Origin of the sequence: Xanthomonas cissicola, assembly GCF_008801575.1 — a bacterium.
Classification (GTDB): domain Bacteria; phylum Pseudomonadota; class Gammaproteobacteria; order Xanthomonadales; family Xanthomonadaceae; genus Xanthomonas; species Xanthomonas cissicola.
Genome location: NZ_VZPL01000055.1, coordinates 1 through 22240 on the forward strand (window position 1 = coordinate 1; position 22240 = coordinate 22240).

Annotated in this window: 20 protein-coding genes and 2 pseudogenes; 7 read left to right on the plus strand and 15 right to left on the minus strand. The window is 65.4% G+C overall.

The annotated features are described in order from the left end of the window. Positions 1-118, plus strand: a pseudogene (locus tag F7R02_RS18585) (IS5-like element ISCARN85 family transposase); the annotation flags it as partial. Here F7R02_RS18585 and F7R02_RS18590 read toward each other — a convergent pair. The 6 genes from F7R02_RS18590 to F7R02_RS18615 all read right to left on the minus strand — a co-directional run bounded on the left by F7R02_RS18590 (position 78) and on the right by F7R02_RS18615 (position 7833). Further along, on the minus strand, positions 78-527 hold the full coding sequence (locus F7R02_RS18590) for a DEAD/DEAH box helicase (protein ID WP_139370923.1): 450 nt from the start codon (positions 525-527) through the stop codon (positions 78-80). The pseudogene F7R02_RS18585 and the gene F7R02_RS18590 overlap by 41 nt on opposite strands. 12 nt (positions 528-539) lie before the next feature. Next, a complete protein-coding gene (locus F7R02_RS18595) occupies positions 540-1133 on the minus strand; it encodes a hypothetical protein (RefSeq protein ID WP_139370922.1) in 594 nt (197 codons plus the stop codon). Positions 1134-1408: 275 nt separating this feature from the next. Next, entirely contained in the window at positions 1409-4096 is a 2688-nt protein-coding gene (gene aceE, locus F7R02_RS18600; protein ID WP_078589800.1) for a pyruvate dehydrogenase (acetyl-transferring), homodimeric type, read from the minus strand. A 399-nt stretch (positions 4097-4495) separates the two neighbouring features. After that, the gene (locus tag F7R02_RS18605; RefSeq protein WP_078590862.1) at positions 4496-5497 is read right to left on the minus strand and encodes a glycosyl hydrolase 53 family protein; all 1002 of its coding nucleotides are present in this window, start codon (positions 5495-5497) and stop codon (positions 4496-4498) included. Between the two features lie 417 nt (positions 5498-5914). Next, positions 5915-7237, minus strand: a complete 1323-nt coding sequence (locus F7R02_RS18610) for an XVIPCD domain-containing protein (RefSeq protein ID WP_078590864.1) — start codon at positions 7235-7237, stop codon at positions 5915-5917. Next, entirely contained in the window at positions 7234-7833 is a 600-nt protein-coding gene (locus F7R02_RS18615; RefSeq protein ID WP_005929410.1) for a hypothetical protein, read from the minus strand. The genes F7R02_RS18610 and F7R02_RS18615 overlap by 4 nt, the downstream gene beginning before the upstream one ends. A 183-nt stretch (positions 7834-8016) precedes the next feature. Here F7R02_RS18615 and F7R02_RS18620 point away from each other — a divergent pair, with 183 nt between their 5' ends. The 4 genes from F7R02_RS18620 to F7R02_RS18635 all read left to right on the plus strand — a co-directional run bounded on the left by F7R02_RS18620 (position 8017) and on the right by F7R02_RS18635 (position 11731). Beyond that, the gene (locus tag F7R02_RS18620; RefSeq protein ID WP_139371065.1) at positions 8017-10077 is read left to right on the plus strand and encodes a SpoIIE family protein phosphatase; all 2061 of its coding nucleotides are present in this window, start codon (positions 8017-8019) and stop codon (positions 10075-10077) included. After that, a complete protein-coding gene (locus tag F7R02_RS18625) occupies positions 10074-10505 on the plus strand; it encodes an ATP-binding protein (protein WP_003483278.1) in 432 nt (143 codons plus the stop codon). Before F7R02_RS18620 ends, F7R02_RS18625 begins: the two co-directional genes overlap by 4 nt. Beyond that, positions 10502-10921 carry an STAS domain-containing protein gene (locus F7R02_RS18630; protein WP_003483275.1) on the plus strand — a complete coding sequence of 140 codons (420 nt, stop codon included), beginning with the start codon at positions 10502-10504 and terminating at the stop codon, positions 10919-10921. Before F7R02_RS18625 ends, F7R02_RS18630 begins: the two co-directional genes overlap by 4 nt. Positions 10922-11107: 186 nt before the next feature. Continuing rightward, positions 11108-11731 (plus strand): HAD hydrolase-like protein, encoded by a 624-nt coding sequence (locus tag F7R02_RS18635; protein ID WP_078590867.1) that lies wholly within the window; start codon positions 11108-11110, stop codon positions 11729-11731. A gap of 145 nt (positions 11732-11876) precedes the next feature. Here the strand turns inward: F7R02_RS18635 and F7R02_RS18640 are convergent, their stop codons facing one another. From F7R02_RS18640 to mdcA, 9 genes are all read right to left on the minus strand, one after another. Further along, the gene (locus F7R02_RS18640) at positions 11877-12596 is read right to left on the minus strand and encodes a GntR family transcriptional regulator (RefSeq protein ID WP_003483271.1); all 720 of its coding nucleotides are present in this window, start codon (positions 12594-12596) and stop codon (positions 11877-11879) included. A 78-nt stretch (positions 12597-12674) separates the two neighbouring features. After that, positions 12675-14030: an SLC13 family permease gene (locus tag F7R02_RS18645; protein WP_011346235.1), complete on the minus strand. Its 1356-nt coding sequence runs from the start codon at positions 14028-14030 to the stop codon at positions 12675-12677. Between the two features lie 87 nt (positions 14031-14117). Next, a complete protein-coding gene (gene mdcH / locus F7R02_RS18650; RefSeq protein WP_078590869.1) occupies positions 14118-15038 on the minus strand; it encodes a malonate decarboxylase subunit epsilon in 921 nt (306 codons plus the stop codon). Positions 15039-15264: 226 nt separating this feature from the next. Further along, on the minus strand, positions 15265-16134 hold the full coding sequence (mdcB, locus tag F7R02_RS18655) for a triphosphoribosyl-dephospho-CoA synthase MdcB (protein WP_078590871.1): 870 nt from the start codon (positions 16132-16134) through the stop codon (positions 15265-15267). Next, the gene (gene mdcG, locus F7R02_RS18660) at positions 16131-16772 is read right to left on the minus strand and encodes a malonate decarboxylase holo-[acyl-carrier-protein] synthase (protein WP_057681115.1); all 642 of its coding nucleotides are present in this window, start codon (positions 16770-16772) and stop codon (positions 16131-16133) included. Before mdcG ends, mdcB begins: the two co-directional genes overlap by 4 nt. Before the next feature lie 2 nt (positions 16773-16774). Continuing rightward, positions 16775-17479: a biotin-independent malonate decarboxylase subunit gamma gene (gene mdcE, locus F7R02_RS18665; protein WP_008577480.1), complete on the minus strand. Its 705-nt coding sequence runs from the start codon at positions 17477-17479 to the stop codon at positions 16775-16777. Continuing rightward, positions 17470-18372: a biotin-independent malonate decarboxylase subunit beta gene (locus tag F7R02_RS18670; RefSeq protein WP_078590873.1), complete on the minus strand. Its 903-nt coding sequence runs from the start codon at positions 18370-18372 to the stop codon at positions 17470-17472. Before F7R02_RS18670 ends, mdcE begins: the two co-directional genes overlap by 10 nt. 121 nt (positions 18373-18493) lie before the next feature. After that, complete coding sequence (mdcC, locus tag F7R02_RS18675; protein WP_008577475.1) at positions 18494-18811, minus strand: malonate decarboxylase acyl carrier protein; 318 nt, start codon at positions 18809-18811, stop codon at positions 18494-18496. Positions 18812-18820: 9 nt separating this feature from the next. Continuing rightward, the gene (mdcA, locus tag F7R02_RS18680; RefSeq protein ID WP_078590875.1) at positions 18821-20467 is read right to left on the minus strand and encodes a malonate decarboxylase subunit alpha; all 1647 of its coding nucleotides are present in this window, start codon (positions 20465-20467) and stop codon (positions 18821-18823) included. 188 nt (positions 20468-20655) lie between these two features. Here mdcA and F7R02_RS18685 point away from each other — a divergent pair, with 188 nt between their 5' ends. After that, positions 20656-21192, plus strand: coding sequence for a PadR family transcriptional regulator (locus F7R02_RS18685; protein WP_078590877.1), 537 nt, complete (start codon positions 20656-20658; stop codon positions 21190-21192). A 238-nt stretch (positions 21193-21430) separates the two neighbouring features. Then, positions 21431-22223, plus strand: a pseudogene (locus tag F7R02_RS18690) (siderophore-interacting protein). Positions 22224-22240 lie beyond the last annotated feature (17 nt).

Here is a 22240-nt window from a genome sequence, read left to right on the forward strand (position 1 = left end):
ACTGTTCCGTCGCTTGAAAGGCTACCGCCGGATTTTCTCGCGCTTCGAGAAGCTGGATGTCATGTTCCTTGGATTCCTCAGCTTCGTCCTAGTCGTTGATGGGCTTCGGATGTGTTAACAGGCCCTAATACATAGTCGTAAGTCGCCATTACATTTCCATCGTCCAGCAGTGCTTTGCAGATGGCCCCGAAGGGTTGCCTCGGGGATATACGCTGCGCCTGGGCAAAATTCAGTGGAGGATGGCCAAACCGCTTAGCCGTCTGATAATAGAGCCCATCGATGGTGGCGCCGCCCCATGCATGCAGAACCTGGATTTTTGTCCAATCAGGGTCTCGATCTTCATGCATTCGATAGAAACGCGTGATCAGCTGTTTAATATGCTGATAAAGGCTCTTGGTGAAAAAGGTGACTACGATCTTGGCGTCGAGATCTCTGATAGCCATCATTGCAGCCTTGAGGGCGAGAACGACGGTCTTCCCCGACCCGGCTAGGCCTTGAATTCGCTGGAGCCCAGAGATATCACTCATGTAGGCGATCCGCTAATCCCTATCGAATCGGCGGATCTCCTCCTCCAAACTTACTATGGTATGCACCTTAGCACTTGGCGGAAATTCGCTGACGGGTCTCTCTTTCGGTTTCTGTAATGCCTTAGAGCCATCCAAGGTCGAAACCAGCTCTTGGAATACGTCGTTTGGCATAGTTTCTGGGAGACGAAGCCCCTTAAGAACTTCGTCAAAGCTCGCGAAGCCAGAAACCACCGATTCACCTTGCCCGCCCTCTGGAATCCAGAGGCACGCGTCAAGAGAGAACTTCAATGACCCACGACTTCGCCGCAGTTTGGGATATCGCACCAGACGCGATAGCACCTGACTGAACGCGCCATCCAACTGCTCCTGCGCCCGATTGATCACACCTGACGGAGTTGAGATCAAAAGAACGCCATGCTCGGGAGAGATCAAAACCAAATCGGATACAAGAAGCTTCTCCTCCTCTCTGAAAAGAGGAAAGTTAAAGAAGAGAAGGGCGCTGGTGAGACCGAGAGCATTCTCAGACTCGCGGAGATGGTCGAAGAGAAGGCGCGCATTAGGATTAGCGCGCAGAGCAACTTCACTTGGGAAAAACTGAATGCTCACAGAAGACTCCGGGGATAGGCCTTGGCAACGAGCTTCTCACCGAAGGCGTCCTTGCCGATAGCCGTGAGCATAGCAGCGGAAGGTCACTTGTTCCCCGCCTGGGCAGCTCGCCGCTGCCTTCCGGAGATTCCAGTGAGACCATGCGCAATTACTCTACAGTTTGCGACAGAACCGGCCAAGGCCGGTTCTGTCTTAAAGCATTGATAACTATGGTGGTGGTACAGAGACCGAGCCTGTGACCCTTCCCGTGTGAAGGCAAGGGCGACTCCGGCGCATCAAACCCCAACAGGATTCGCCTTCTCAGGATCAATCTTGTACTGCTTGATCGCCCTAGCCACATCCTTGCCCGTCATCTTGCCATCCTTCGCCAGCGCGGCAATCGCCGCGTGCGCGATGTAGTAGCGGTCGACCTCAAAGAAGCGGCGCAGGTTGGCACGCGTATCCGAACGACCGAACCCGTCCGTGCCGAGCACGGTGTAGGTCATCGGGACGAAGGCGCGGATCTGGTCGGCGAAGGCGCGCACGTAGTCGGTGGCGGCGATGGCCGGGCCCTGGCGGCCTTCCAGCAGCTGGGTGACGTAGGGCTTGCGCTGTTCGGTCTCCGGGTGCAGGCGGTTCCAGCGTTCGACGGCGTAGCCGTCGCGGCGCACTTCGTTGAGGCTGGGGCAGGACCAGATGTCGGCGGTGACGCCGAAGTCCCTGTCCAGCAGCTCGGCGGCGGCAATGGCTTCGCGCAGGATGGTGCCGCTACCCAGCAGCTGCACGCGCAGCTCGCCCTTCTTGGGCTTGCCGGCATCCTTGAGCAGGTACATGCCCTTGATGATGCCCTCCGCTGCGCCGTCCGGCATGCCGGGGTGGGCGTAGTTCTCGTTCATCAGGGTGATGTAGTAGTACTCGTCGATCTGGTCTTCCATCATCGCCTTCATGCCGTGCTGCATGATGACGGTGACTTCGAAGCCGAAGGTCGGGTCGTAGCTACGCACGTTCGGAATCGAGCCGGCGATGACCTGGCTGAAGCCGTCTTCGTGCTGCAGGCCTTCGCCATTGAGCGTGGTGCGGCCGGCGGTGCCGCCGAGCAGGAAGCCACGCGTGCGCATGTCCGCTGCCTGCCAGGCGATGTCGCCCACGCGCTGGAAGCCGAACATGGAGTAGTAGATGTAGAACGGCAGCATCGGCACGTCGGAGACCGAGTAGCTGGTGCCGGCGGCCATCCACGAAGCGATGGCGCCCGGCTCGCTGATGCCTTGCTGCAGCACCTGGCCGGTCTGGTCTTCGCGGTAGTACATCAGCTGGTCGGCATCGACCGGCTTGTACTTCTGGCCGAACGGGGCATAGATGCCGATCTGGCGGAACATGCCTTCCATACCGAAGGTGCGCGCCTCATCGGCCACGATCGGCACGATGCGCGGGCCCAGTTCCTTGTCGCGCAGGGCGATGTTGAGGCTCTGCACGAAGGACATGGCGGTGGAATAGCTGCGCTCGCCGCTGTCCTTGAGCAGGCGCTCGAACTTGTCGAGCGTGGGCGCCACGAACGACTTGCTGGCCTTGGGGCGGCGCGAGGGCAGGAAGCCGCCGAGCACGCTGCGGCGTTCTTTCAGGTACTGCACTTCCGGGGAATCTTCGCCGGGGTGGTAGAACGGCACCTGGCCGTCTTCCAGCTGGGCGTCGGTCACCGGGATGTTGAAGCGGTCGCGGAAGTGCTTGACCGCCGCGTCGTCGAGCTTCTTGGTCTGGTGGGTGGGGTTGAGCGCCTCACCGGCCGAACCCATGCCGTAGCCCTTGACCGTCTTGGCCAGGATCACGGTGGGCATGCCGGTGGTGTTCACGGCCTGGTGGTAGGCGGCGTACACCTTGTGCGGGTCGTGGCCGCCACGGTTCAGGCGCCAGATGTCGTCGTCGGACAGGCCGGCCACCATGGCCGCGGTCTCCGGGTACTTGCCGAAGAAATTGGCGCGGGTGTAGGCGCCGCCGAAGGCCTTGCAGTTCTGGTATTCGCCGTCGACGGTTTCCATCATCAGCTTGCGCAGCACGCCGTCGCTGTCCTTGGCCAGCAGGGCGTCCCAGTAGCCGCCCCAGAGCAGCTTGATGACGTTCCAGCCGCCGCCACGGAACACGCCTTCCAGTTCCTGGATGATCTTGCCGTTGCCGCGCACCGGGCCGTCCAGGCGCTGCAGGTTGCAGTTGACCACGAAGATCAGGTTGTCCAGGCCTTCGCGGCCGGCCAGCGCGATGGCGCCGAGGGTTTCCGGCTCATCGCTCTCGCCGTCGCCGATGAAGCACCACACCTTGCGGTCGGACTTCTCGATCAGGCCGCGGTTTTCCAGGTAGCGCATGAACTGCGCCTGGTAGATGGCGGCCAGCGGGCCCAGGCCCATCGACACGGTGGGGGTCTGCCAGAACTCGGGCATCAGCCACGGGTGCGGGTAGGAGGAGATGCCCTGGCCGTCCACTTCCATGCGGAAGTTGTCCAGCTGGGACTGGCTGATGCGGCCTTCGAGGAAGGCGCGGGCGTAGATGCCCGGGGCGCTATGGCCCTGGATGAACAGCAGATCGCCCGGATGGTTGTCCGAGGGCGCGCGCCAGAAATGGTTGAAGCCCACGTCGTAGAGCGTGGCGCTGGAGGCGAACGAGGCGATGTGGCCGCCCAGGTCGCCGGGCTTGCGGTTGGCGCACACGACCGTGGCCATGGCGTTCCAGCGGATGATCGAGCGGATCTTCCACTCCAGCGCGGAGTCGCCGGGGTGCTTGGCCTCGTTGGCCGGGGAGATGGTGTTGACGTACTCGGTGGTGGGCGAGAACGGCAGGTAGGCGCCCGCGCGGCGGGTCTGTTCGACCATGCCTTCCAGCAGCTGATGGGCGCGCTCAGGGCCTTCGACGTCGATGACGGCCTTGATCGATTCGAGCCACTCCTGCGTCTCGAGCGGGTTCGGATCGTTGTGCAGCACTTCGTTCAACCAGTTCATTAGCGCTCCCGGGGGACACACCCCGCGGGTGTGTCGACATCGTGAATTCGTGAACCCCCAAGTGTACCGCACGCACCTGTTGCCATTCCTCGCTACGGGGGCGTATGGAATGGGACGCTGTCGTGCGCCGAGTGGGGCCTCGGTGCCGGCTGGAACGACGGTGCGGCACAGCGGGCGCTGCCGATGTACGACCAAAGGATGAGGGCCAGCGGCGGGCGATGGACGGCCGCTGCCGCAGGGAATGGACCGATGTACATGCCCCGTAGGAGCGCACCTGGGCGCGACGGCTTTCTCGGTAATGCCTGTCGCGCCCGGGTGCGCTCCTACGCGATGGCGTGGTCAGCGGGTGCGCGCCAATACATCCCCCACGGCGGGCGCCGCCCCGTAGGAGCATGCTGGTCAGAACGCTTGCAGCGCTTCGGTCAGTTGGCCGTTGTTGTTGACTGCGCCCATGGTGTAGCCCTGCCAGCCGGGGTAGGCATTGGGTTCCCAATAAAACACGCCGAGGACGCGCGCGCCGATGCTGCTGCTGCGGCTAAGCAGGTTGCTGAGCATGGCGCGGGTGGTGGCCGCATGCTGCCAGTCCATGCCGACCTCGGAAATCACCACATCGCTGCCGTAGCGCGTAATCATGTCGCGCATGTTGGTGTCCAGGCGGCTGTTGTAATCCGGCCAGCTGCCGACGGGGGGGTAATGCGACATGCCGATGACGTCCCACTTGCCGCCAGCCGAGCGCAGATTGTCGAAGAACCAACGGAAGTTGGCGTTGTCGTAGCCATTGGCCAGATGCACGACGACCTTGGCGTTGGGATACACCGCCTTGGTGGCGTTGTATCCGCTGTTGATGAACTGGCCCAGGGTGGCGAAGTTGGGCGTCTTGCCCTCGTTCCACAGCATGCCGCTATTGATCTCGTTGCCGACCTGCACCCAGCTGACGGTGATGCCGTTGTCCTTGAGATATTTGAGGATGCCCTGGGTGTGGCTGTAGACATCGGTATTGAGCTGGGCGACGGAGTGGCCGGCCCATGCCGCAGGTTTGGTCTGTTTACCCGGGTCGGCCCAGCTGTCGCTGTAATGGAAGTCGATCATGATGCGCATGCCTTGCGCGGCGGCGCGCTTGGCCTTGTCCAGGGTGTCGCGGCCATCGTTCCAGCCGCCGGACGGGTTGACCCATACGCGCAGGCGAATGGCGTTGCCGCCGACATCCTTGAACAGCTTGATGAAGTCGGTGGTGTTGCCGGCTGCATCGCGAAAGACCTGCGGCGGATTGTTGGCGGCCTGTTGATTGAGCCAGCTGACGTCCGCGCCTTTGGCGATGCCTTGCGCGCTGACGCCGGCGCTGCACAGAGACAGCAGCAAGATGAGCCATACACGGTGGTAGTGCCTGCAAAAAATGGTCATGGAACGCTCCCTTGATCGATGAGTGTCGCGCCGGGTGGCGCCTTGCTTGATCCCGCTGCCTTGTCTCGTGCGCGCGTGCGCAGCGTGACAAGTGCCTGGCCGTGCATCGCTGCAAATCCGCGGCGATTCAAGCATGGCCGTACAGCCCGGTTGAGGCCGCTATAGGTACGGGTGAGTTGTGGCATATCTCGACGCAGGAAAAGCTTGCGTTCGCACACCTCGTGCGGCCCGGTTGTTGTGCAGATGCAGCAGCGGCGGTGCGCGTTACTGCGCGAACGAACGCAAAAACGCCGGGCAGGCCCGGCGTCTTGATGCAACGTTCGATGGTGGCGATGTGCAGTCCGGGCGGCGTGTGGCATGGGCGGCAGCCTGGTGTGTCACTGCACGCAAACGCGGCAGCTCCATGCCCCGCTCCCCTTAGCCCAGTGCGCGTGCGCCCTGCTGCTGTTGCTGGGTCTGCGATTGTTGCTGTTCCAATACCGCCGACTGACGCGCCGCGTTCTCGGCAACGCGTTGGCTGCTCTGTTCCAGCGGAGTATTCATTGCCGTCATGGTGTCCACGCTCACGCGCAGCTGTGCCGGGTCGTCGACGCGGCCCTGCACGGCGAAGGTGCGTGCGGCATCCGGGCTCATCATCACCGCATCGATGCGCCGGCCACCGGCGGCATGCATTTCCGATGCGAGCGAACCGGATAACTGCGCACTGTGCTGGTCGGGCGTGCGCCCGGCACGTGCGTCCTGCGCATGCACGCCGCGCTGGGCATCCTGGAACAGGCCATTGCCCACGTGCCCGGGTTGATCGATCCGCAAGGAGGTGTGGCCGTTGCCATGCTCGCGTGGGTCGCGTTTGGCCGGCTCGCCCGGCGCGAGTGGGCCGCGGATGGCGTCGATGGCGTCCTGGCCGAGTCCGCGCGCGCTACGCGTGAGGATGGTGGTACCGGTGCGCAGCCCATCGATATCGCTGCGGTACTCCTCGATCATGCGCTTGTTCTGCTCGGCAAGCGGGCGCGCGTTGGGGTCCCTGAGCGCAGAATGTTCGCCCAGAAAGTTGCCCAGCTTGTGGGCCCCGAGCGAGCCGCCGGCAGCAACCAGCGGGTAATCCGGGATCAGGAAGTTCGCCTTGCTGTTGCTGTAGCCGGCACCGCTCAAGGTGGCGATCTCATCGGGCTTGGCATACATGCGTACCTGCCCGAAGTGCGGCGATGCCGCGCTGACCGGGTCCGATGCCATGACGTGATTGATCACGCTATTGCCACCCTCCGGAATGCGGTAACTCAGACTCGCCGCGCCGTACGCGTTGAAGGTTTCGCCCTTGAGGTCGTAGTGGTGTGCGGACACCTGCGCAAGCGCACCGCCGAGCGAGTGGCCGGTGACGGTGACTTCCGGTTGATGGCCGGTTCGCTTGCCGACATCCTTGGCGATGTCCATCGCATTCTTGGTCAGCGCAAGCGCATCGGCAGCCTGAGGATTGGTCCGCGAGGTGACCATGGTGGCATCGGTGAGCACGTCATTGACCGCGCCCTCGGTGCCCCGATGCGCAACCACGATTTCGCCACTGCTTTCGCGGCGGTAAACCGTGCCCTGGTAGCCATTGGATTGATTGTTGACGTGATCGAGAACGGCGTAACGCTCCCCCTCGATCGTGACGATCTCTTCGTGCCCCGGTGCACGCCGACCAACGGCGCGATCCTTGTAGGCGTCCTCGGATAAACCGGCGTATTGCGGTGACGGGATGCTCATGGCGCAACTTCCTTGGCAGCCAGCGTGATGGTGAAGAGATTGTCGCGGATCTCAGGCTTGAACGTCTCCGGGCTGAGCTCGCCGGTGTCCGGGAAACTCTTGGATTCCGAGCGCGGATAGCCGTCTTTCCAGTAGTACCTGGTCAACGCCTGCTGCGCGGTCACCGTCTTGGCTTCGATAAACGACAAGAACCGCGTCTCTTCTTCGGCACCGGTGGCCTTGAGCAGCACGCTGGCGCCGCTGAATTCCCAGTGGCACACGCCGCGACCGTAGTAGTCCTCGTCCTGCATCAGATCCAGATACACGGTGCCGCGGTACTCGGTCTCGGAAACCTTCTTGAGCGCCACAGTTTCCTGACTGGTGATGCGGCCGGCCGTGCCGGTTTCCGGCTGGATCCTGCCGCATTCCTGCTCGTTGCTGACATCGTATTGCGCCGCAGCCTCCACCAGGCCAAACGCGCCGGGCGCCTTGTCCAAGGTGAGCGTGACCTCGTAGGCCTTACGCGGGCTCGGATTCAACCTGGCAAGACCGCGGCCGCCGGCCTGAACGTCGGCTGCTGCAGTGGCCTCGGTGGCGGAGGAATGGGTCTGGGTCATGCTGGTCTCCGGGGAGTTACAGGCCGTAAGCAAAAGGGCCAGCAGGCTTGGGGTCAACATCTGGCGCAAGGCCGGCCTCCGTGGCAGGTGGGCGGCCAATCTAGTCCGCTCGCGTTCGGCCGGTCAATCGCGACCACGTGAGGATGAGGCTGCTAGAGAGTTGTGCATGGCAGCAAAGCTGCCATGATCCAGCGCAGCTGCTGCCACGAAGAGTGCGCCATGCGCAATCGCCCGCGATCACTGCCATCCCGGACATCGGTTGCCGCGCGCATGCCGTGGCGTCGCAGCTTGCGCATGCGTGTGCTGCTGGCGGCCACCGCGGTGCTGGTGGCCTTGCTGACGGTACTGGGCACGGTGTTCTACCTGGGCGCGCGCGCCGAGCTGGTGGACGCGGCGCGCACCGAGGTGGATGGCCTGACCGAACAGACTGCGCGCAGCCTGGCGGCGATGCTGGATTCGGTGCAGGTGAGCGGGCGCACGTTGGCAGCCAGCAGCGGCGGGGTCGGCCTGCAGCCGTTCAATTTGCGTGCATTGCTGCTGGCCACGCTCACCGGCGATCCGGATATCGGTGCAGCGCGCCTGATCATCGAGCGGCGCACGCAAAAGGCCGGCGACAGCGGGTTTGTCTGGTACGTGCATCGCAACGGCACACGCGTGGCGGAAAAATCCGCGCTGGAACTGGGGTACGACTATCGCGCGATGCCCTGGTATCTGCGTACCCAGCGCGAGGGCCGGGCATGGTGGTCCGAGCCCTACATGGACGCCAATGGCGGCGGCCTCTACACCAGTTACAACCTGCCGCTGCGCCGGCCCGGCGATGCGCCCGATGCCGCACCGGTGGGCATGGTCAGCGTGGATTTGCCGCTGCAGCACCTGCACGAGATCATCGATCAGCTGCCGCGCGATATCGGCATCCAGCCGATGCTGCTGTCGCCGGAAGGCGTGCTGGTCTTCAGCCCCGACCCGGCACTCAATCTGCGCCACTCGCTCGCGGCCTATGTGGCCCGTTCGCGCCCGGATCTGCGGCCATTGCAACGCGCCGTGGCAGCCGGCCAGCCGATTTCGTTTTCGCATACCGCGCCCGACGGCGAGCGCTTTCTGACCCATAGCGCAGCGGTGGGGCGCAGCGGCTGGACCTTCGTGTTGTCGGCCTCCGAAGGCTACGTGCTGGCCGGCCTGAACTGGCTGGCGGCATGGGTGGCGCTGGCCGCGCTGCTGGGCGCCATGGTGTGGTGGTGGTTGATGCGGCGGATCACGCGCAAGTTGACGCGACCGATCGAAGAACTGACCGACACCGCCGAGCATTTTCGTCGTGGCGAATTCGAGTACCCGTTACCGCACATCGAACGCGACGACGAGGTGGGCGTGATGGCACGCGCCTTCGACAGCGCACGCGATGCGATCCGCTACCACATCGCCGAGATCGGCGAGATGACCGCCGCGCGCGAACGCATGCACAGCGAGCTGCAGATTGCGCGCGAAATCCAGCAGGCGATGCTGCCTTCCGGGCGCACCTTCGACCGCGCCAGTTCGCATCTGGAAACCTGCGCGTGGCTGGAGCCGGCCAAGGCGGTGGGCGGGGATTTCTACCACTTCGTGGAAACCGAACCGGGCCTGCTGTGGTTCGTGGTGGGCGATGTCTCCGACAAGGGCGTGCCGGCGGCCTTGTTCATGGCGCGCGCGGTGAGCGTGCTGGAGATTGCCGCGCGGCGGTACACGCGCCCGGATGCGATTTTGATCGCCGCCTCCACGCGGTTGGCCGAAAACAACGAGACCTGCATGTTCGCCACCGTGCTGTGCGGCCTGATCAACGTGGTGAGCGGCGACTACTGGCTGGCCAGCGCCGGGCACGAGCCGCCGCTGTTGATCGATATCGACGGCACGGCACGGCCGTTGCCGCTGGAAACCGGCGCGCCGCTGGGGATCGAGCCGCAGGAGTCCTATCCGGTGCTGCAGGGCCGCATGAGCGCCGGGCAGACCTTGCTGGGCTACACGGACGGCGTGACCGAGGCGATGGACGAGCGCGGCGCCAGCTACGGGTTGGAGCGGTTGCTGGCGGCGCTGCACCCGCGCCGCAGCGCGGCGGCGCAGTGCAAGGCGGTGATCGCCAATATCGCCCGTTTCACCGGCACGGCCGATCCGTACGACGACATCACGCTGCTGGCGATCCGGCTGCGCCAGGAGCATGCTGGGCGGGTCGCACACGCTGGCCGGGACGCGCCCGGAAAGGCAACGACTGCATGAAGCTCGAGTTGGCCATCGCGCCATCGCTGGCCCAGCTGGCCGGCGCCAACGATGCGCTGGAACAGTCGCTCACGCTCGAGGGCCTGCACGCCGAGCGCATCGGCCAGGTGCGGTTGATCGTGGAAGAGCTCGGCTGCAACGCACTGACCCACGGCCAGTGCGCCGCACAGCCGCTGCGCCTGCAGCTGCAGCTGGACGCCCAGGCGCTGGTATTGGAAATGCACGATGCGGGCAGCGCCTTCGACCCCTGCGCCGCGCCCCTGCCCGAGGTGACCGACGAGCTCGACGACCGCGCCATCGGCGGGCTGGGGTTGTTTTTGGTCCATCAGTTCGCCGATCACATCGACTACCGCCGCGATGGTGCATATAACGTCGTGCGCGTCACCCTGCTGCACCCGTACGCCCCTGTCCCCGAGGCCCTGTCATGACCACGCTCGCCATTCAGATCGACCCGCCGCAGGACACCCGTCAACGCGTCATCCTGACCGGGCGCCTGGACACCCACACCTACCAGGATCTGGACGCGGCGCTGTCGCCGCTGCTGGGCACCCTGATCACCACGCTGGTGCTGGACCTGAGCGCACTGGAATACATCTCCAGCGCCGGCATCCGCTGCATCTTCAAGGCGCGCAAGGCGCTGGCCACGCGCCAGGGCAAGGTGCTGGTGAGCAACCCGCAGCCGCAGATCCGCAAGGTCTTCGACATGGTCAAGGCGGTGCCGTTGAGCGACGTGTTCGCCTCCACCGAAGAGCTGGACGCGTACCTGGCTGCGATGCAGCGCAAGGTGATCGAACAGAGCGCGCAGAGCGATGCGCCGATCGTGCCGCACTTCGCCGAAGCCTGAGCGCAGCTGTCTTACCGACGGCGCTCGCCGCCGGGCGGGCGCTGCGGGCCTTCCTCCGGAGCTGACGACTGCGCGCCACGTTGCTGTTACCGCGTGACGTCGCCTGCGCGCACATGTGGGGACCTGTGTGCGTGGGTGCCGGCATCATCCCTGGTTAGGCTATGACGCCCTGCCCTGCGCGTTGCCATGCCCGCACTGCTCATTTTCGATTTCGACGGCACGCTTGCCGATTCGTTTGGTTTTTTCCTGAGCACGCAGCGGCTGCTGGCCGAACGGCATGGCTTTCGCGCGGCGCAAGCGCATGAAGTCGACGATGCCCGTCGATTAAGCACGCGCGAATTGCTCAAGGCATCGGGCCTGAGCACGTGGCGCGTGCCATGGGTGGCGGCCGACTTCATCCGGCTCATGCGCGCCGCGCCACCGGTGGCGTTGTTTCCCGGCATTGCCCACACCGTGAGCGCGCTGCATGCCCGGGGCACCCGGCTGGCCGTGGTGTCGTCCAACTCCGTGGAGAACGTGCGGCGCGCGCTAGGCGCAGAGCTGAGCGCCACATTTGCCGTCATCGAAGGCGGCGCGCATCTGCTGGGCAAACAACGCGCCTTACGTCGTGTGCTACGTGCCACCGGGCACACTGCGTCGCAAGCGGTGTATGTGGGCGACCAGGTCGCCGACTGGGAAGCCGCACAGGTCGTGGGCTTGCCGTTTGCCGCAGTGGCGTGGGGCTATGCGCATCCGGACGTGTTCGCCGGGTTGGCCGGAACGCAGTTGATCGAACGCGTGGGAGACTTGCTTGCGTTGAGCGCGGAGTAGGCGGCGGGGATGGGGGATTGGCAATCGGGCATTGCCGGTGATGGGTGTCGACGTACCCTCATCCGCCCTTCGGGCACCTTCTCCCGATGGGAGAAGGAAGTGCGATCCCGGTGCGCGTGGTGATGCGCCCGGACAGCGCCAACGTCTACACCCCACCGACCCGCGGCAACGGCGCCGGTACGTTCAACATGCCGCCGGCCGCGACATACGCTGCCAGGGCCTGGCCCTGGCTCAGCAGGTGCCCGTGCATGGTGCGCTCGGCGCCTTCGGCATCGCCGCGTCGCACGCAGTCCATCAGTTGGCGATGCTCCGCCAGCGATTGCGCCATGCGCCCGGGCGTGAGCAACTGACGGCCGCGATGCATCTTCAAGATGCGGTGCAGATCGTGCGTCACCCGGATCAACCAGGGATTGCCGGCGTACTGCTGCACGGTTTCGTGGATCAGGTAATTGTTGCGGTAATACTCGGCCACATCGCCGGCTGCCGATGCGGCTTCCATTGCCGCATGCAGCTCTTCCAGGCGCTGCACGCCGGCCGCATCGATGCGCTTGACCGCATCGTGCGCGCAGCGGCCTTCCAGCATCGCCATCACCGGGAATAACTGGTTGAGGTCTTCCAGCGTCAGCCGGGTGACCCGGCTACCGCGGCCGGCATCCAGTTGCACCAGGCCTTCGGCAGCGAGCAGCTTGAGACTTTCGCGCAGCGGCGTGCGGCTGATGCCGAGTTCTTCGGCCAGGGCCGGCTCGTCGATCCACTCGCCCGGCGGCAGCGCGTACTCGTAGATCTTCTGACGCAGGCGCTCGGCCACTTCCTCGTACAGCGGCACGCGCTTTTTGGAGGCGCGCGAATCAGGAGCGAGGGTCATGGCGGGCAGGCTGTCGGCATCGGGTCGGGGCGCCCATTCTACGTGGGCGCCCCGCTGCGCTGTGGCGTGCGGACCGCATCACAGCCAGCCCGGCACCACGAAGACCAGCCACGCCGCCAGCGGCCCCAGCAACACCACCAGGCCGCTGTAGATCAGGAAGCGGCGAAACAGGCCGTCGCGTTCTTCCTTGGCGGCCGAGGCCACCACCAGCGCGCCGTTGGTGGAAAACGGGCTGACATCGACGATGGTGGAGGACACGGCCAGCGCGCAGATCACCCCGGCCGCGCCCAACTGGCCCTGCATCAGGAAGGGCACCGCCAACGGAATGGTGGCGCCCAGCACCGCTGCCGACGAGGCGAATGCAGAGACGATACCGCCGACGTAGCAGACCAGCAGCGCGCCCAGCAGTGGCATGCCGATGTGCGACACGCCGGTGCCGATGTAGTCCACCGCACCGGATTTTTCCAGCACGGCGATATAGGTCACCACGCCGCTGATCAGCAGCACCGTCGACCAACTGATGCCGTCCACCGCGCCCTTCTGTGCGTTGGGCGAGATCAGCGCCAGGGCCACCGCCACCGTGATCGAGACCAGGCCGACGTTGAGGTTGTAGATCAGCGCAGCAACGCCCAGGCCCAGCAGGCCGATCAAGGTGATCACGCGGTCGCGGGTGATGAACACCGCCTCCAATGCCAGCGGGTCGGTGGACAGGGTGCCGCCGCCCGGCGCCACCAGCGCGCCATGCCCTTCGATCGCGAAGCCGCGGTGCGATGCCTGGTCGCCGGCAACCGCCACGTACTGCGCATCGGCCAGCGACAGCTCCTGCCGGCGCATCAGCTTCAACCCACCGAAGGCGCAGAAGCAGATGATCGCCATCATCAGGTTGAAGCCCAGGCTGGTGAGGAACACCGCCATCTCGCTGACGTCCAGCCCGGCCTTTTCGACCACCTTGTTGGTGATGCCGCCATACACGCTGATCGGCGAGAAGCCGCCGCCCTGTGCACCGTGGATCACCAGCAGGCCCATCATCAACGGGTTGATGCGGTACTGCTTGGCGAAGCGCAGCGCCACCGGCCCGATGATGGCCACCGCTGCCGGCCCCAGCGCACCGAATGCGGTCAGCAGCCCGGTGATGACGAACATCACCCAGGGGATGGCGACGATGCGCCCCCGCACCGCGCGCACTGCCCAGTGCACCAGCAAATCGATGGTGCCGTTTTTCTGCGCGATGGCGAACAGATAGGTAATGCCCACCAGGGTCAGGAACAGGTCGCCGGGAAAGCCGGCCAGCACTTCCTTGCCCTCCAGCCCCACCCACACGCCGCCAATGATGAAGGCCAGCGCGAACGCCACCGCCCCCATGTTGATGGGCAATGCGGTGGCGACGATGAACATGATCACCAAGCCAAGAATCGTTGCAATTTGCGGGGTCATGCGCCCTCCCAGACACCTGATACGCGTACAACACGGATGGCCGCCCGCCACCCTGGGGTCACACCGTGTGCAGCACCTGCCGGACCGTCATGCCGCGCGCTCGCACGCAGCCGTGACCCATTCGAGAACACCCTGAGTGCTGTGGAATTCGTCCACCGAGCGCGCTTCGCATGCCGGCAGCACCTCGCGCGCCATCCGCGCCAATGCGCTGCCGGGGCCGAGTTCGAGAAACACGCGTGCGCCGCGCTCGGCGGCTTGCACCAGCACGTCGTACCAACGCACGGTCTGCGCGATCTGCCTGGACAGCGTGTCGATCACCAGGGCGTGCGTACCGACCGCACGCGCATCGATGCCTGCCAAGACGCGCAACTTGGGCGCGACGAGGTCTGCGGTTGCCAGTTCAATGGCAAAGCCTTCGGCAGCCGCGCTCAACCACGGCGTGTGCGCCGGCACGCTGACCGGCAGCAGCGTGACGCGCGCACCTTGTGCGCTGGCAGCCTCGCCAAGCGCCTGCAATGCAGTGCGCGGGCCGCCGAGTACGGCATGATCGTCGCCGTTGATGATGGCGAGCGCTGCGCCGTGCGTCTGGCACAGCGTTTCCAGGGCGCGCAAGGGCACACCGACCACCGCCATCAGCCCTGCCTGCTGCGGGCTAGCCGCATCCATCAACCGGGCGCGCGTCGCTGCCAGCTGCAGGCAGGTGTCGATGGACATGCCGCCGGCCACCGCGTGGGCGGCAAGCTCGCCAACGCTATAGCCGAGCACCAGCAGCGGCGTGGGAAGTTGCGCATGCAGCACCTGCCAGTGCGCCAGCGTACCGGCGCAGACCAGTGGCTGTGCGATGGCATTGGCGTAGCGGCCCGGATCTGCGGCCAGTGTTCGTGGTGCGGCGCCAAGCACGCGCTGTGCGCTGGCGAGGACGGCGGCTGCCGCAGGCGCATCGCCGACACGCGCGAACATTTCGGCATGTTGGCCGCCTTGGCCCGGGCAGAGCACGGCCAGGCTCATGCGGTGGCCTGGCTGTGTTTGCAGAAATGCCTTGCGCGCACGCTGCCGTGTTCCGCATTGCAAGCGATGTGGCGAGACACCTGGATGCGAAGGTCGACTGAGGAGCAATGTGCGACGTGTGTTGCGACGGCGGGCAGGCCAGCCGGCGTTGCGCCGGCGAGCAGAACGCCGCGGCAGTGCGCCTGCGCATGCACCACATGTTCTGCAGCCAGCGAGCAAACGCGGCTCATGCCAGCTCCTGCCGATGCAGGAACCATGCACAGGCCAGCAGATCTGCGCTGCCGCCAGGGCTCAGGCGACGCGCGACAAACTGCTGGCCGATGGCATGCAACTGCGCGCGCCACTGCGGGTGCGCAACGCCGCCGTCGGCAAGGAAGGCTGCCGCCTGCGCCTTGGCGAATGCCAGGCCCTCCGCCCCGCCACGATGCAACAGATTGAGATCGTCCACCTGGGCGATGAGCTGCATCAAGGTCTGCACCAGCGCCGCTTCACGCGTGGCGCCCCCCGCAAGCGCAGTACGCAACGCAGGCAGGGCGATCTCGCGCAGCACCGGATACCCTGCCGCGGCGTGTTCGCGCACGCCACTGATGCGGTACTGCGCACGCACCCGCTGGCCATGGCTGTGCAGATCCAACGGTGCAGCCTGCAATGCATCGCGCCAGGCGCGTACGCCATTGCAGACCTGTTCTGCAGTGGGTCGCCGCCGCTGCGCAACCCACAGGCGTGCAGCCTGCGCAGTGAGCAGGCCCAGGCTGAAAACCGCGCCGCGATGCGTATTGATGCCACGGGTGGCGCGCAACATCGCGGACTCGGCCCCGATACCCAGCTCGCGGAGCCGCTCGAATGGCGCATGGTTGATGCCGGCCTGGGCAATGGCGACAAAATAGCCACGCAAGGCGAACAGGCTACGCATGAAGGTGGCAGCATCCATGTCGGTGTGGCTGCCGCTGTCGAACGGCGTCACCAAGCCCGGCTTGGGCGCGCAGGCCAGCTCTGCATGCAGGGCGCCAACCGCCAGACGTGCGAGCTGGTAGGCAGCATCGCGCGGCAGTGCAGGCGCACCGGCAACCCAGGTTTGCTGCAGCTGTGCGCTCATGCCGCATTCCGGATCGGAAACAGCGCAGCACGCGGCAATAACCGGCAGTCCTGGTTGGATTTCACCAACACCTGTTGCGCAGTGCCGGCGTACTCGCGCCAGTTCACCGCGTTGTCTTCGGGCAACAGCAGTTCGCCATCGGCACGCAGCCCGTGCTGCTGCTCCCAGCGCTGCAGCAGCGTGACCAGCGCGCACGCTTGCTCTGGCGTTTCGATGGGCCACAGCAGATCCAGGTCCGATTGCGCGTGCACGTACGTCAGGCCGGTCAGGGCTTGCCAGGCAAAGCTGCCGAAGACGTGCGGGCGCAACGCATGCGCGTGCGCTTGAGCGAGCAGGACCTGCAGTGCCGGCTGCACCGTGACAGGCGCCTGTGGCGTCACCGCATCCAGTGTCAGTGGGGCAATGCAGCGTGCGATATCGGCCACGTGCGCCTGCAGGGCCAGACGCTGCTTGCCTTCGCTGGGCGGCAGCGGCACGCCAAGCCGAACGCTGCCGGGTGCCTGACTGCCATCGCCACGCGCCACCACCGCTGGCAGGCCGGCCGCGAACCACTGCCGCAGCCGTGGCTGCGCGCCAGGCGTGACGGCCTGCCACTGCGCATCTTCGCGCAACCACACCAGAGCGTGGCGGCCGGCCATGCTCAGGCCTCGCCCGCAGCCACGGCGCTGGCGACATCGCGCGCCAGCGTGCGCCCGCCGCGTTGCGCTCCGCGTGCACGGCGCTGGTCGCCGTCGACCGGCGCGGCCAGTGCGTCGAGCAGCGCCTGCGCCAGATCGCCCTCCCACAGCGATTCCACCGCGCCCATGCGCACGTAGTTTTCCACGCCCGGCGCAAACACCGGCGAGCTCTTGCTCAACGCCTGCAAGGTGTCGACCGATTGCTTGGTCACGCGCGCCATCGCACGCAGATCCATGACCCGGATCTGCGCATCGGGCAATGCATGGATATGGTCGGCCATCAGCCCGAACGACAGGAATCCACCGCTGACCGATTCGCCATAAACCAGTGTGACCAGCCGCGCACCGCGCGTGCGTGCCAACTCCAGCGCACGTGCCAGGTGCGCGAAATACCCGTTGATGCCCAGTAATTCATCGCGCCGTGCCAGCCGCTGCCCGGCGGTGTCGGCCAGCATCACGATCGGGCGCTGCGGGTATGCGCGGGTACTCGCCAAGACAGTGGCAGCCAGGGCCAAGGCGTGATCGACACCGACTTCGAGCTTGTTGGCGGTACCGATCACGGTGACATCGCCGGCGGCGGTGGTTGCGCTGCCGGTCAGCACATCGTCGTTGCGCGCGATGGCGTGACCGAGCGGAAACAGCTGATCGAGCAAGTGACTCAGGTCCATGGAAGGCTCCGGTCTGCGGTCGCGGCAAGAAAGGCCTCGGTATCGAGCAGAGGCAGGCGCTGCGCATCGACGATGCCTTGACGCTTCCAGATCTCCAGCCCGTCGCGGCAATCGCCGTAGGCATCGATGCGCGCTGTCAACTGCTGCTGCGCATGCTCCAGTGCCTGCAATGCGGCCTCACCCGTCGCTTCGGTAAGCGCATCGAACGTGGCCAGCGCTGCATCGGCGAAGGCATCGATGCGATCGGCCACCAACGTGTGGGCTTCGCCAAGCAGGTAGCGGTGTTTGCCGCCGGTGACGCGCCACACCAGCGCACGGTCGCGCGCGTCGAACTCTTCCACCCCGCGCACGGTTTCGATCACGTCCGGGCCGGACAACGACAGGCGGCCTTCTTCGGACATGATCACCGCGCTGCAGCAGCGCGCCACGATGCCCATGCCGCCGAACGCACCGTTGCCACTGCCGATCAAGGCCAGCACCGGCACACCGGCGGCACGCGCGCCCAAGGTGGCACGCATGATTTCGGAAATGGCGATGAGCCCTGCATTGGCTTCGTGCAGACGCACGCCGCCGGTGTCCAGCAGCAATAGCACCGCTGCCGGCTGCGTGTTTGCGGCGCGCTCCAGCAGGCCGGTGAGTTTGGCGCCATGCACTTCGCCCACGCCGCCGCCCATGAAGGCGCCTTGCTGCGCAGCGATCAACACGTTGCGGCCGCGCAAGGTGCCTTCGCCGACCACGATGCCGTCGTCGAAGGCGCCGGGTGTGTCCAGTTGTGCCAGGTGCGGGCTGATCAAGCGACGCCGCGGGCCAACAAATTCGCGAAAGCTGCCGGCATCCAGCAGACCCTCGAGACGTTCGCGGGCATCGGCTTCGTAGTAGCTGCGCTGGGCCATGGGAACGGTGCTCATGTGCGACTCCCGATGACTTGCGGAGGAGCGCACCTGGACGCGACCGCAGCGTTATTGGGAACGCCTGTCGCGCCCGGGTGCGCTCCTACGCAGTGGAGCGGGCGGCTCATGCGTCAGCTCCCTGCAGCACTTCCAGCGCTTGTTCCAGGCGCAGGCTCACCACCGCCGGCGTGGCGCCGACATCGTTGATGCTGATGCGTACATCGCGCAGTGGATGGCGTGCAGCGAAATCGTCCAGCACTGCCTGCCAGATTGCGCCAAAGCCGCGTGCGGCGGTGAGGATCTCGATCTCCATGGCGCCCTCGAGCGGCACGCGCTCGACCAGCACTTCCAGATTGCCGGAGGCCACGACACCGACCAGCGCGTGTTCCAGCCCGGCGCGTGCACCGCGCTGTCCATCAAAGCGATATCGCAGGGTTTCCATGCTGTGCCCTTACCAATTGCGAAAACGTTTCGGCGGGTCGTACAGGCCGCCGGACCAGCGCACCAGGTCCTTGACCGTGCGCGCTGCAAGCAGGTCGCGCGTGGCATCGCGCGGGCGAATGCCCAAATCGTCCGGCCGCTTGATGACGCCGCGGTCGCGCAGGTTTTCGACCATGCGCTTGTCGCGGCCCAGGCCCACCGCGGTATAGCCGGACACGCCGCGGATTGCCTGTTCGCGTTCTTCCGGCGTGCGACACAACAGCAGGTTGGCGATGCCTTCTTCGGTCAATACGTGGCTGACATCGTCGCCGTAGATCATCACCGGCGGCAGCGGCATGTTGGCGCGCTCGGCCAGTTCCCAGGCGTCGAGTCTATCGACGAATGCCGGCGCCATGTGTTCGCGGAAGGTCTCCACCATCTGCACCACCAGCTTGCGCCCGCGCGGCATCTCGCCCGGCGTTGCCGCTTCGCGCCCGGCCTTGAGCCAGGCAGCACTGGCATGCCGGCGACCGCGCGCATCCGAGCCCATGTTGGGCGCGCCGCCGAAGCCGGCGATGCGGTCACGCGTGGCGGTGGAGCTGTTGCCCTGCAGATCGATCTGCAAGGTGGAGCCGATGAACATGTCGCAGGCATACAGCCCGGCGGTCTGCGACAGCGCGCGGTTGGAGCGCATGCTGCCGTCGGCGCCGGTAAAGAAGATATCCGGACGCGCGGCGATGTAGTTCTCCATGCCCAGCTCGGAGCCGAACGAATGCACCGATTGCACGAAGCCCGATTCGATGGCCGGGATCAGCGCCGGATGCGGATTGAGCGCCCAATGGCGGCAGATCTTGCCCTTCAGCCCCAGCGATTGGGCGTAGGTGGGCAGCAACAGTTCGATCGCGGCGGTGTCGAAACCGATGCCGTGATTGAGCCGGTCCACACCGTATTCGGCATAGATGCCCTTGATGGCCATCATCGCCATCAACACCTGGATCTCGGAGATCTGCGCCGGGTCGCGGGTGAACAGCGGTTCGATGTAATTGGGCTTGGGCGCCTGGGTGACGAAGTCCACCCAATCGGCGGGAATATCCACGCGCGGCAGGGTGTCGAGGATTTCGTTGACCTGCGCAATCACGATGCCGCCCTTGAACGCGGTGGCTTCCACGATCACCGGCGTGTCTTCGGTGTTCGGGCCGGTATAGAGATTGCCGTGGCGATCGGCCGCCTGGGCGGTGACCAGTGCGATGCGCGGGGTGAGGTCGATGAAGTAGCGGCCGAACAATTCCAGATAGGTGTGGATGGCACCGATTTCGATGCGGCCTTCGCTCACCAGCCCGGCCAGGCGCGCGGCCTGCGGGCCGGAGAACGAAAAATCCAGGCGCTTGGCGATGCCGCGCTCGAATACATCCAGATGCGCGGCAAGCGACAACACCGATTGCACCATGTGCAGGTCATGCACGCGCGCCGGATCCACCTCGGTGAGGCAACGCGCCAGGAAATCGGCCTGCTTCTGGTTGTTGCCTTCCAGGCACACGCGGTCGCCGGGCTCGATCACCGCCTCCAGCAACGCCACGACATCGTCGGCAGCCACCACACGCCCCTGCGGCGCCAGCGCGGCGGCCCGCTGCAATCGCTGACGCCGGCTGTCGGCCTGGGTGTCCCACTGTCGACTCATGCCTCTGCCTCGCCGGGACGATCCCGTAATGTCAAAGTAATTACATCGTAATTATGAGCTGCACGCGTGTCTAGCCGCGTTGCAGCATCCGGTTTTGGCGTTCGGACAGGCGGTCAGCCATCTGAGAGCCGAGCGCTTGTGTATCGGTCAACTTCGATATATCGCTTCTCCATGCTTCGATATATCGAATGAAACAGCGCCCGCCCGTCAGCCCAACGGCCGATCTCGATGCAGCGCCTGCCCGCGCCCGCGGTGCCGGCGTGCGCGGGCGCCCGCTGGAACACGGCGATCTGCGCCTGCTGCTGCTGGCGCTCATCGCCGAGCACCCGCGCCATGGCTATGAGCTGATGCGGCAGATCGCAGCGCTCTTCAAAGGGCTGTACACGCCTAGCGCCGGTGCGATTTATCCGGCATTGGCGCAGCTGGAAGCCGCCGGCTGGGTGCACACCGATCTGGATGCCGGCCGCAAGCGCTATCAGGTCACTGCCGCTGGCAGCGACCACGTTGCACAGCAACGCGATGCGCTCGATGCCGCACTGGCCCGCACCCATCGGCGCGCGCGCGAGCTGATCAAGTCGCAAACGCCGGCCCCGATTCGCAATGCGATTCATCGCATCAAACATGGCCTGTTCGCGCGCCATGGGCAATGGAGCGAGACAGAAACCGCGCGGATTGCTGCATTACTCAACGCCGCCGCCGACGGCATGGAGCGCGACGACGACTGAGGGGGTGTGCGGTAACGCTTGGGCTCGGCCGACAGCGATCTGCCAACCGCGCAGGTCGATTCTGCCCCCGCGGGCACTTCTCCCGCAGAGAGAAGGCAAGCCCACTGCGCTGGATGACATCGCACCACCATGGCAGGTCGCCACTTGCCACCTTATTGACGGATCACGCATCGATTTCATAACGCTCCATCTCCCCCGCACCGCCGCGCATCCGTGCGGCACTCCAGGAATTGCACCCATGGCTGCACACACCAATACCCAACTCCGTCGCGACCCACGCCTGCGCTCCGTGCAGGTGCGGCGTTGCGAAGCGATCACCCCGCACATGCGCCGTATCGTGTTCGGCGGCAGCGACCTGGCCGGCTTTCAAAGCGATGCGCCGGACGATCACGTCAAACTGTTCTTTCCCAATGCCGATGGCGCTTTCGTCCTGCCGACCATGACGCCGGACGGCCCGCGCTACGAAGAAGGCGCGCTGCCTTCGCCGGCACGCGACTACACGCCACGCTATTTCGATCCGCAGAGCGGCGAGTTGAGCATCGACTTCGTGTTGCACGGTGACGGCGTGGCGTCCAGTTGGGCCGCGCACGCACAGCCGGGCGACCCACTGAAGCTCGGCGGCCCGCGCGGCTCGTTCCTGGTTGCCGATGACTACGACCACTACGTGCTGATCGGCGACGAAACCGCGCTGCCGGCGATCGGCCGCTGGCTCGAGGCGATGCCCGCCGACATGCACGCGCAGGTATTCATCGAGATCGCCGATGCCGCCGAGCGGCAGGAACTGCTCAGCGCGGCCGAGGTGCGGGTGAACTGGCTGGAGCGCAATGGCTTCGATGCCGCCAGCAGCACCCTGCTGGAAGACAGCCTGCGCGACTACGAGCCAGAGGATGGCGATACGTTCTACTGGATCGGCGCCGATTCGATGCGCGCGCGCCATGCGCAAATTCCTCGAAGACCACCTGGGTGTGGACAAGGAGTGGGTGCGGGCGAAAGGCTACTGGAAGGCGCGCGGCGAGCACGGCGAGGAGTGATTGCCCTGCGTGCACGC

What these genes read in the sequence shown, in the direction of transcription:
- F7R02_RS18590 (WP_139370923.1), bottom strand. Translation starts at nt 527, where the DNA reads ATGAGTGATATCTCTGGGCTCCAGCGAATTCAAGGCCTAGCCGGGTCG.
- aceE (WP_078589800.1), bottom strand. Translation starts at nt 4,096, where the DNA reads ATGAACTGGTTGAACGAAGTGCTGCACAACGATCCGAACCCGCTCGAG.
- F7R02_RS18605 (WP_078590862.1), bottom strand. Translation starts at nt 5,497, where the DNA reads ATGACCATTTTTTGCAGGCACTACCACCGTGTATGGCTCATCTTGCTG.
- F7R02_RS18610 (WP_078590864.1), bottom strand. Translation starts at nt 7,237, where the DNA reads ATGAGCATCCCGTCACCGCAATACGCCGGTTTATCCGAGGACGCCTAC.
- F7R02_RS18615 (WP_005929410.1), bottom strand. Translation starts at nt 7,833, where the DNA reads ATGACCCAGACCCATTCCTCCGCCACCGAGGCCACTGCAGCAGCCGAC.
- F7R02_RS18620 (WP_139371065.1), top strand. Translation starts at nt 8,017, where the DNA reads ATGATCCAGCGCAGCTGCTGCCACGAAGAGTGCGCCATGCGCAATCGC.
- F7R02_RS18625 (WP_003483278.1), top strand. Translation starts at nt 10,074, where the DNA reads ATGAAGCTCGAGTTGGCCATCGCGCCATCGCTGGCCCAGCTGGCCGGC.
- F7R02_RS18630 (WP_003483275.1), top strand. Translation starts at nt 10,502, where the DNA reads ATGACCACGCTCGCCATTCAGATCGACCCGCCGCAGGACACCCGTCAA.
- F7R02_RS18635 (WP_078590867.1), top strand. Translation starts at nt 11,108, where the DNA reads ATGCCCGCACTGCTCATTTTCGATTTCGACGGCACGCTTGCCGATTCG.
- F7R02_RS18640 (WP_003483271.1), bottom strand. Translation starts at nt 12,596, where the DNA reads ATGACCCTCGCTCCTGATTCGCGCGCCTCCAAAAAGCGCGTGCCGCTG.
- F7R02_RS18645 (WP_011346235.1), bottom strand. Translation starts at nt 14,030, where the DNA reads ATGACCCCGCAAATTGCAACGATTCTTGGCTTGGTGATCATGTTCATC.
- mdcH (WP_078590869.1), bottom strand. Translation starts at nt 15,038, where the DNA reads ATGAGCCTGGCCGTGCTCTGCCCGGGCCAAGGCGGCCAACATGCCGAA.
- mdcB (WP_078590871.1), bottom strand. Translation starts at nt 16,134, where the DNA reads ATGAGCGCACAGCTGCAGCAAACCTGGGTTGCCGGTGCGCCTGCACTG.
- mdcG (WP_057681115.1), bottom strand. Translation starts at nt 16,772, where the DNA reads ATGGCCGGCCGCCACGCTCTGGTGTGGTTGCGCGAAGATGCGCAGTGG.
- mdcE (WP_008577480.1), bottom strand. Translation starts at nt 17,479, where the DNA reads ATGGACCTGAGTCACTTGCTCGATCAGCTGTTTCCGCTCGGTCACGCC.
- F7R02_RS18670 (WP_078590873.1), bottom strand. Translation starts at nt 18,372, where the DNA reads ATGGCCCAGCGCAGCTACTACGAAGCCGATGCCCGCGAACGTCTCGAG.
- mdcC (WP_008577475.1), bottom strand. Translation starts at nt 18,811, where the DNA reads ATGGAAACCCTGCGATATCGCTTTGATGGACAGCGCGGTGCACGCGCC.
- mdcA (WP_078590875.1), bottom strand. Translation starts at nt 20,467, where the DNA reads ATGAGTCGACAGTGGGACACCCAGGCCGACAGCCGGCGTCAGCGATTG.
- F7R02_RS18685 (WP_078590877.1), top strand. Translation starts at nt 20,656, where the DNA reads ATGAAACAGCGCCCGCCCGTCAGCCCAACGGCCGATCTCGATGCAGCG.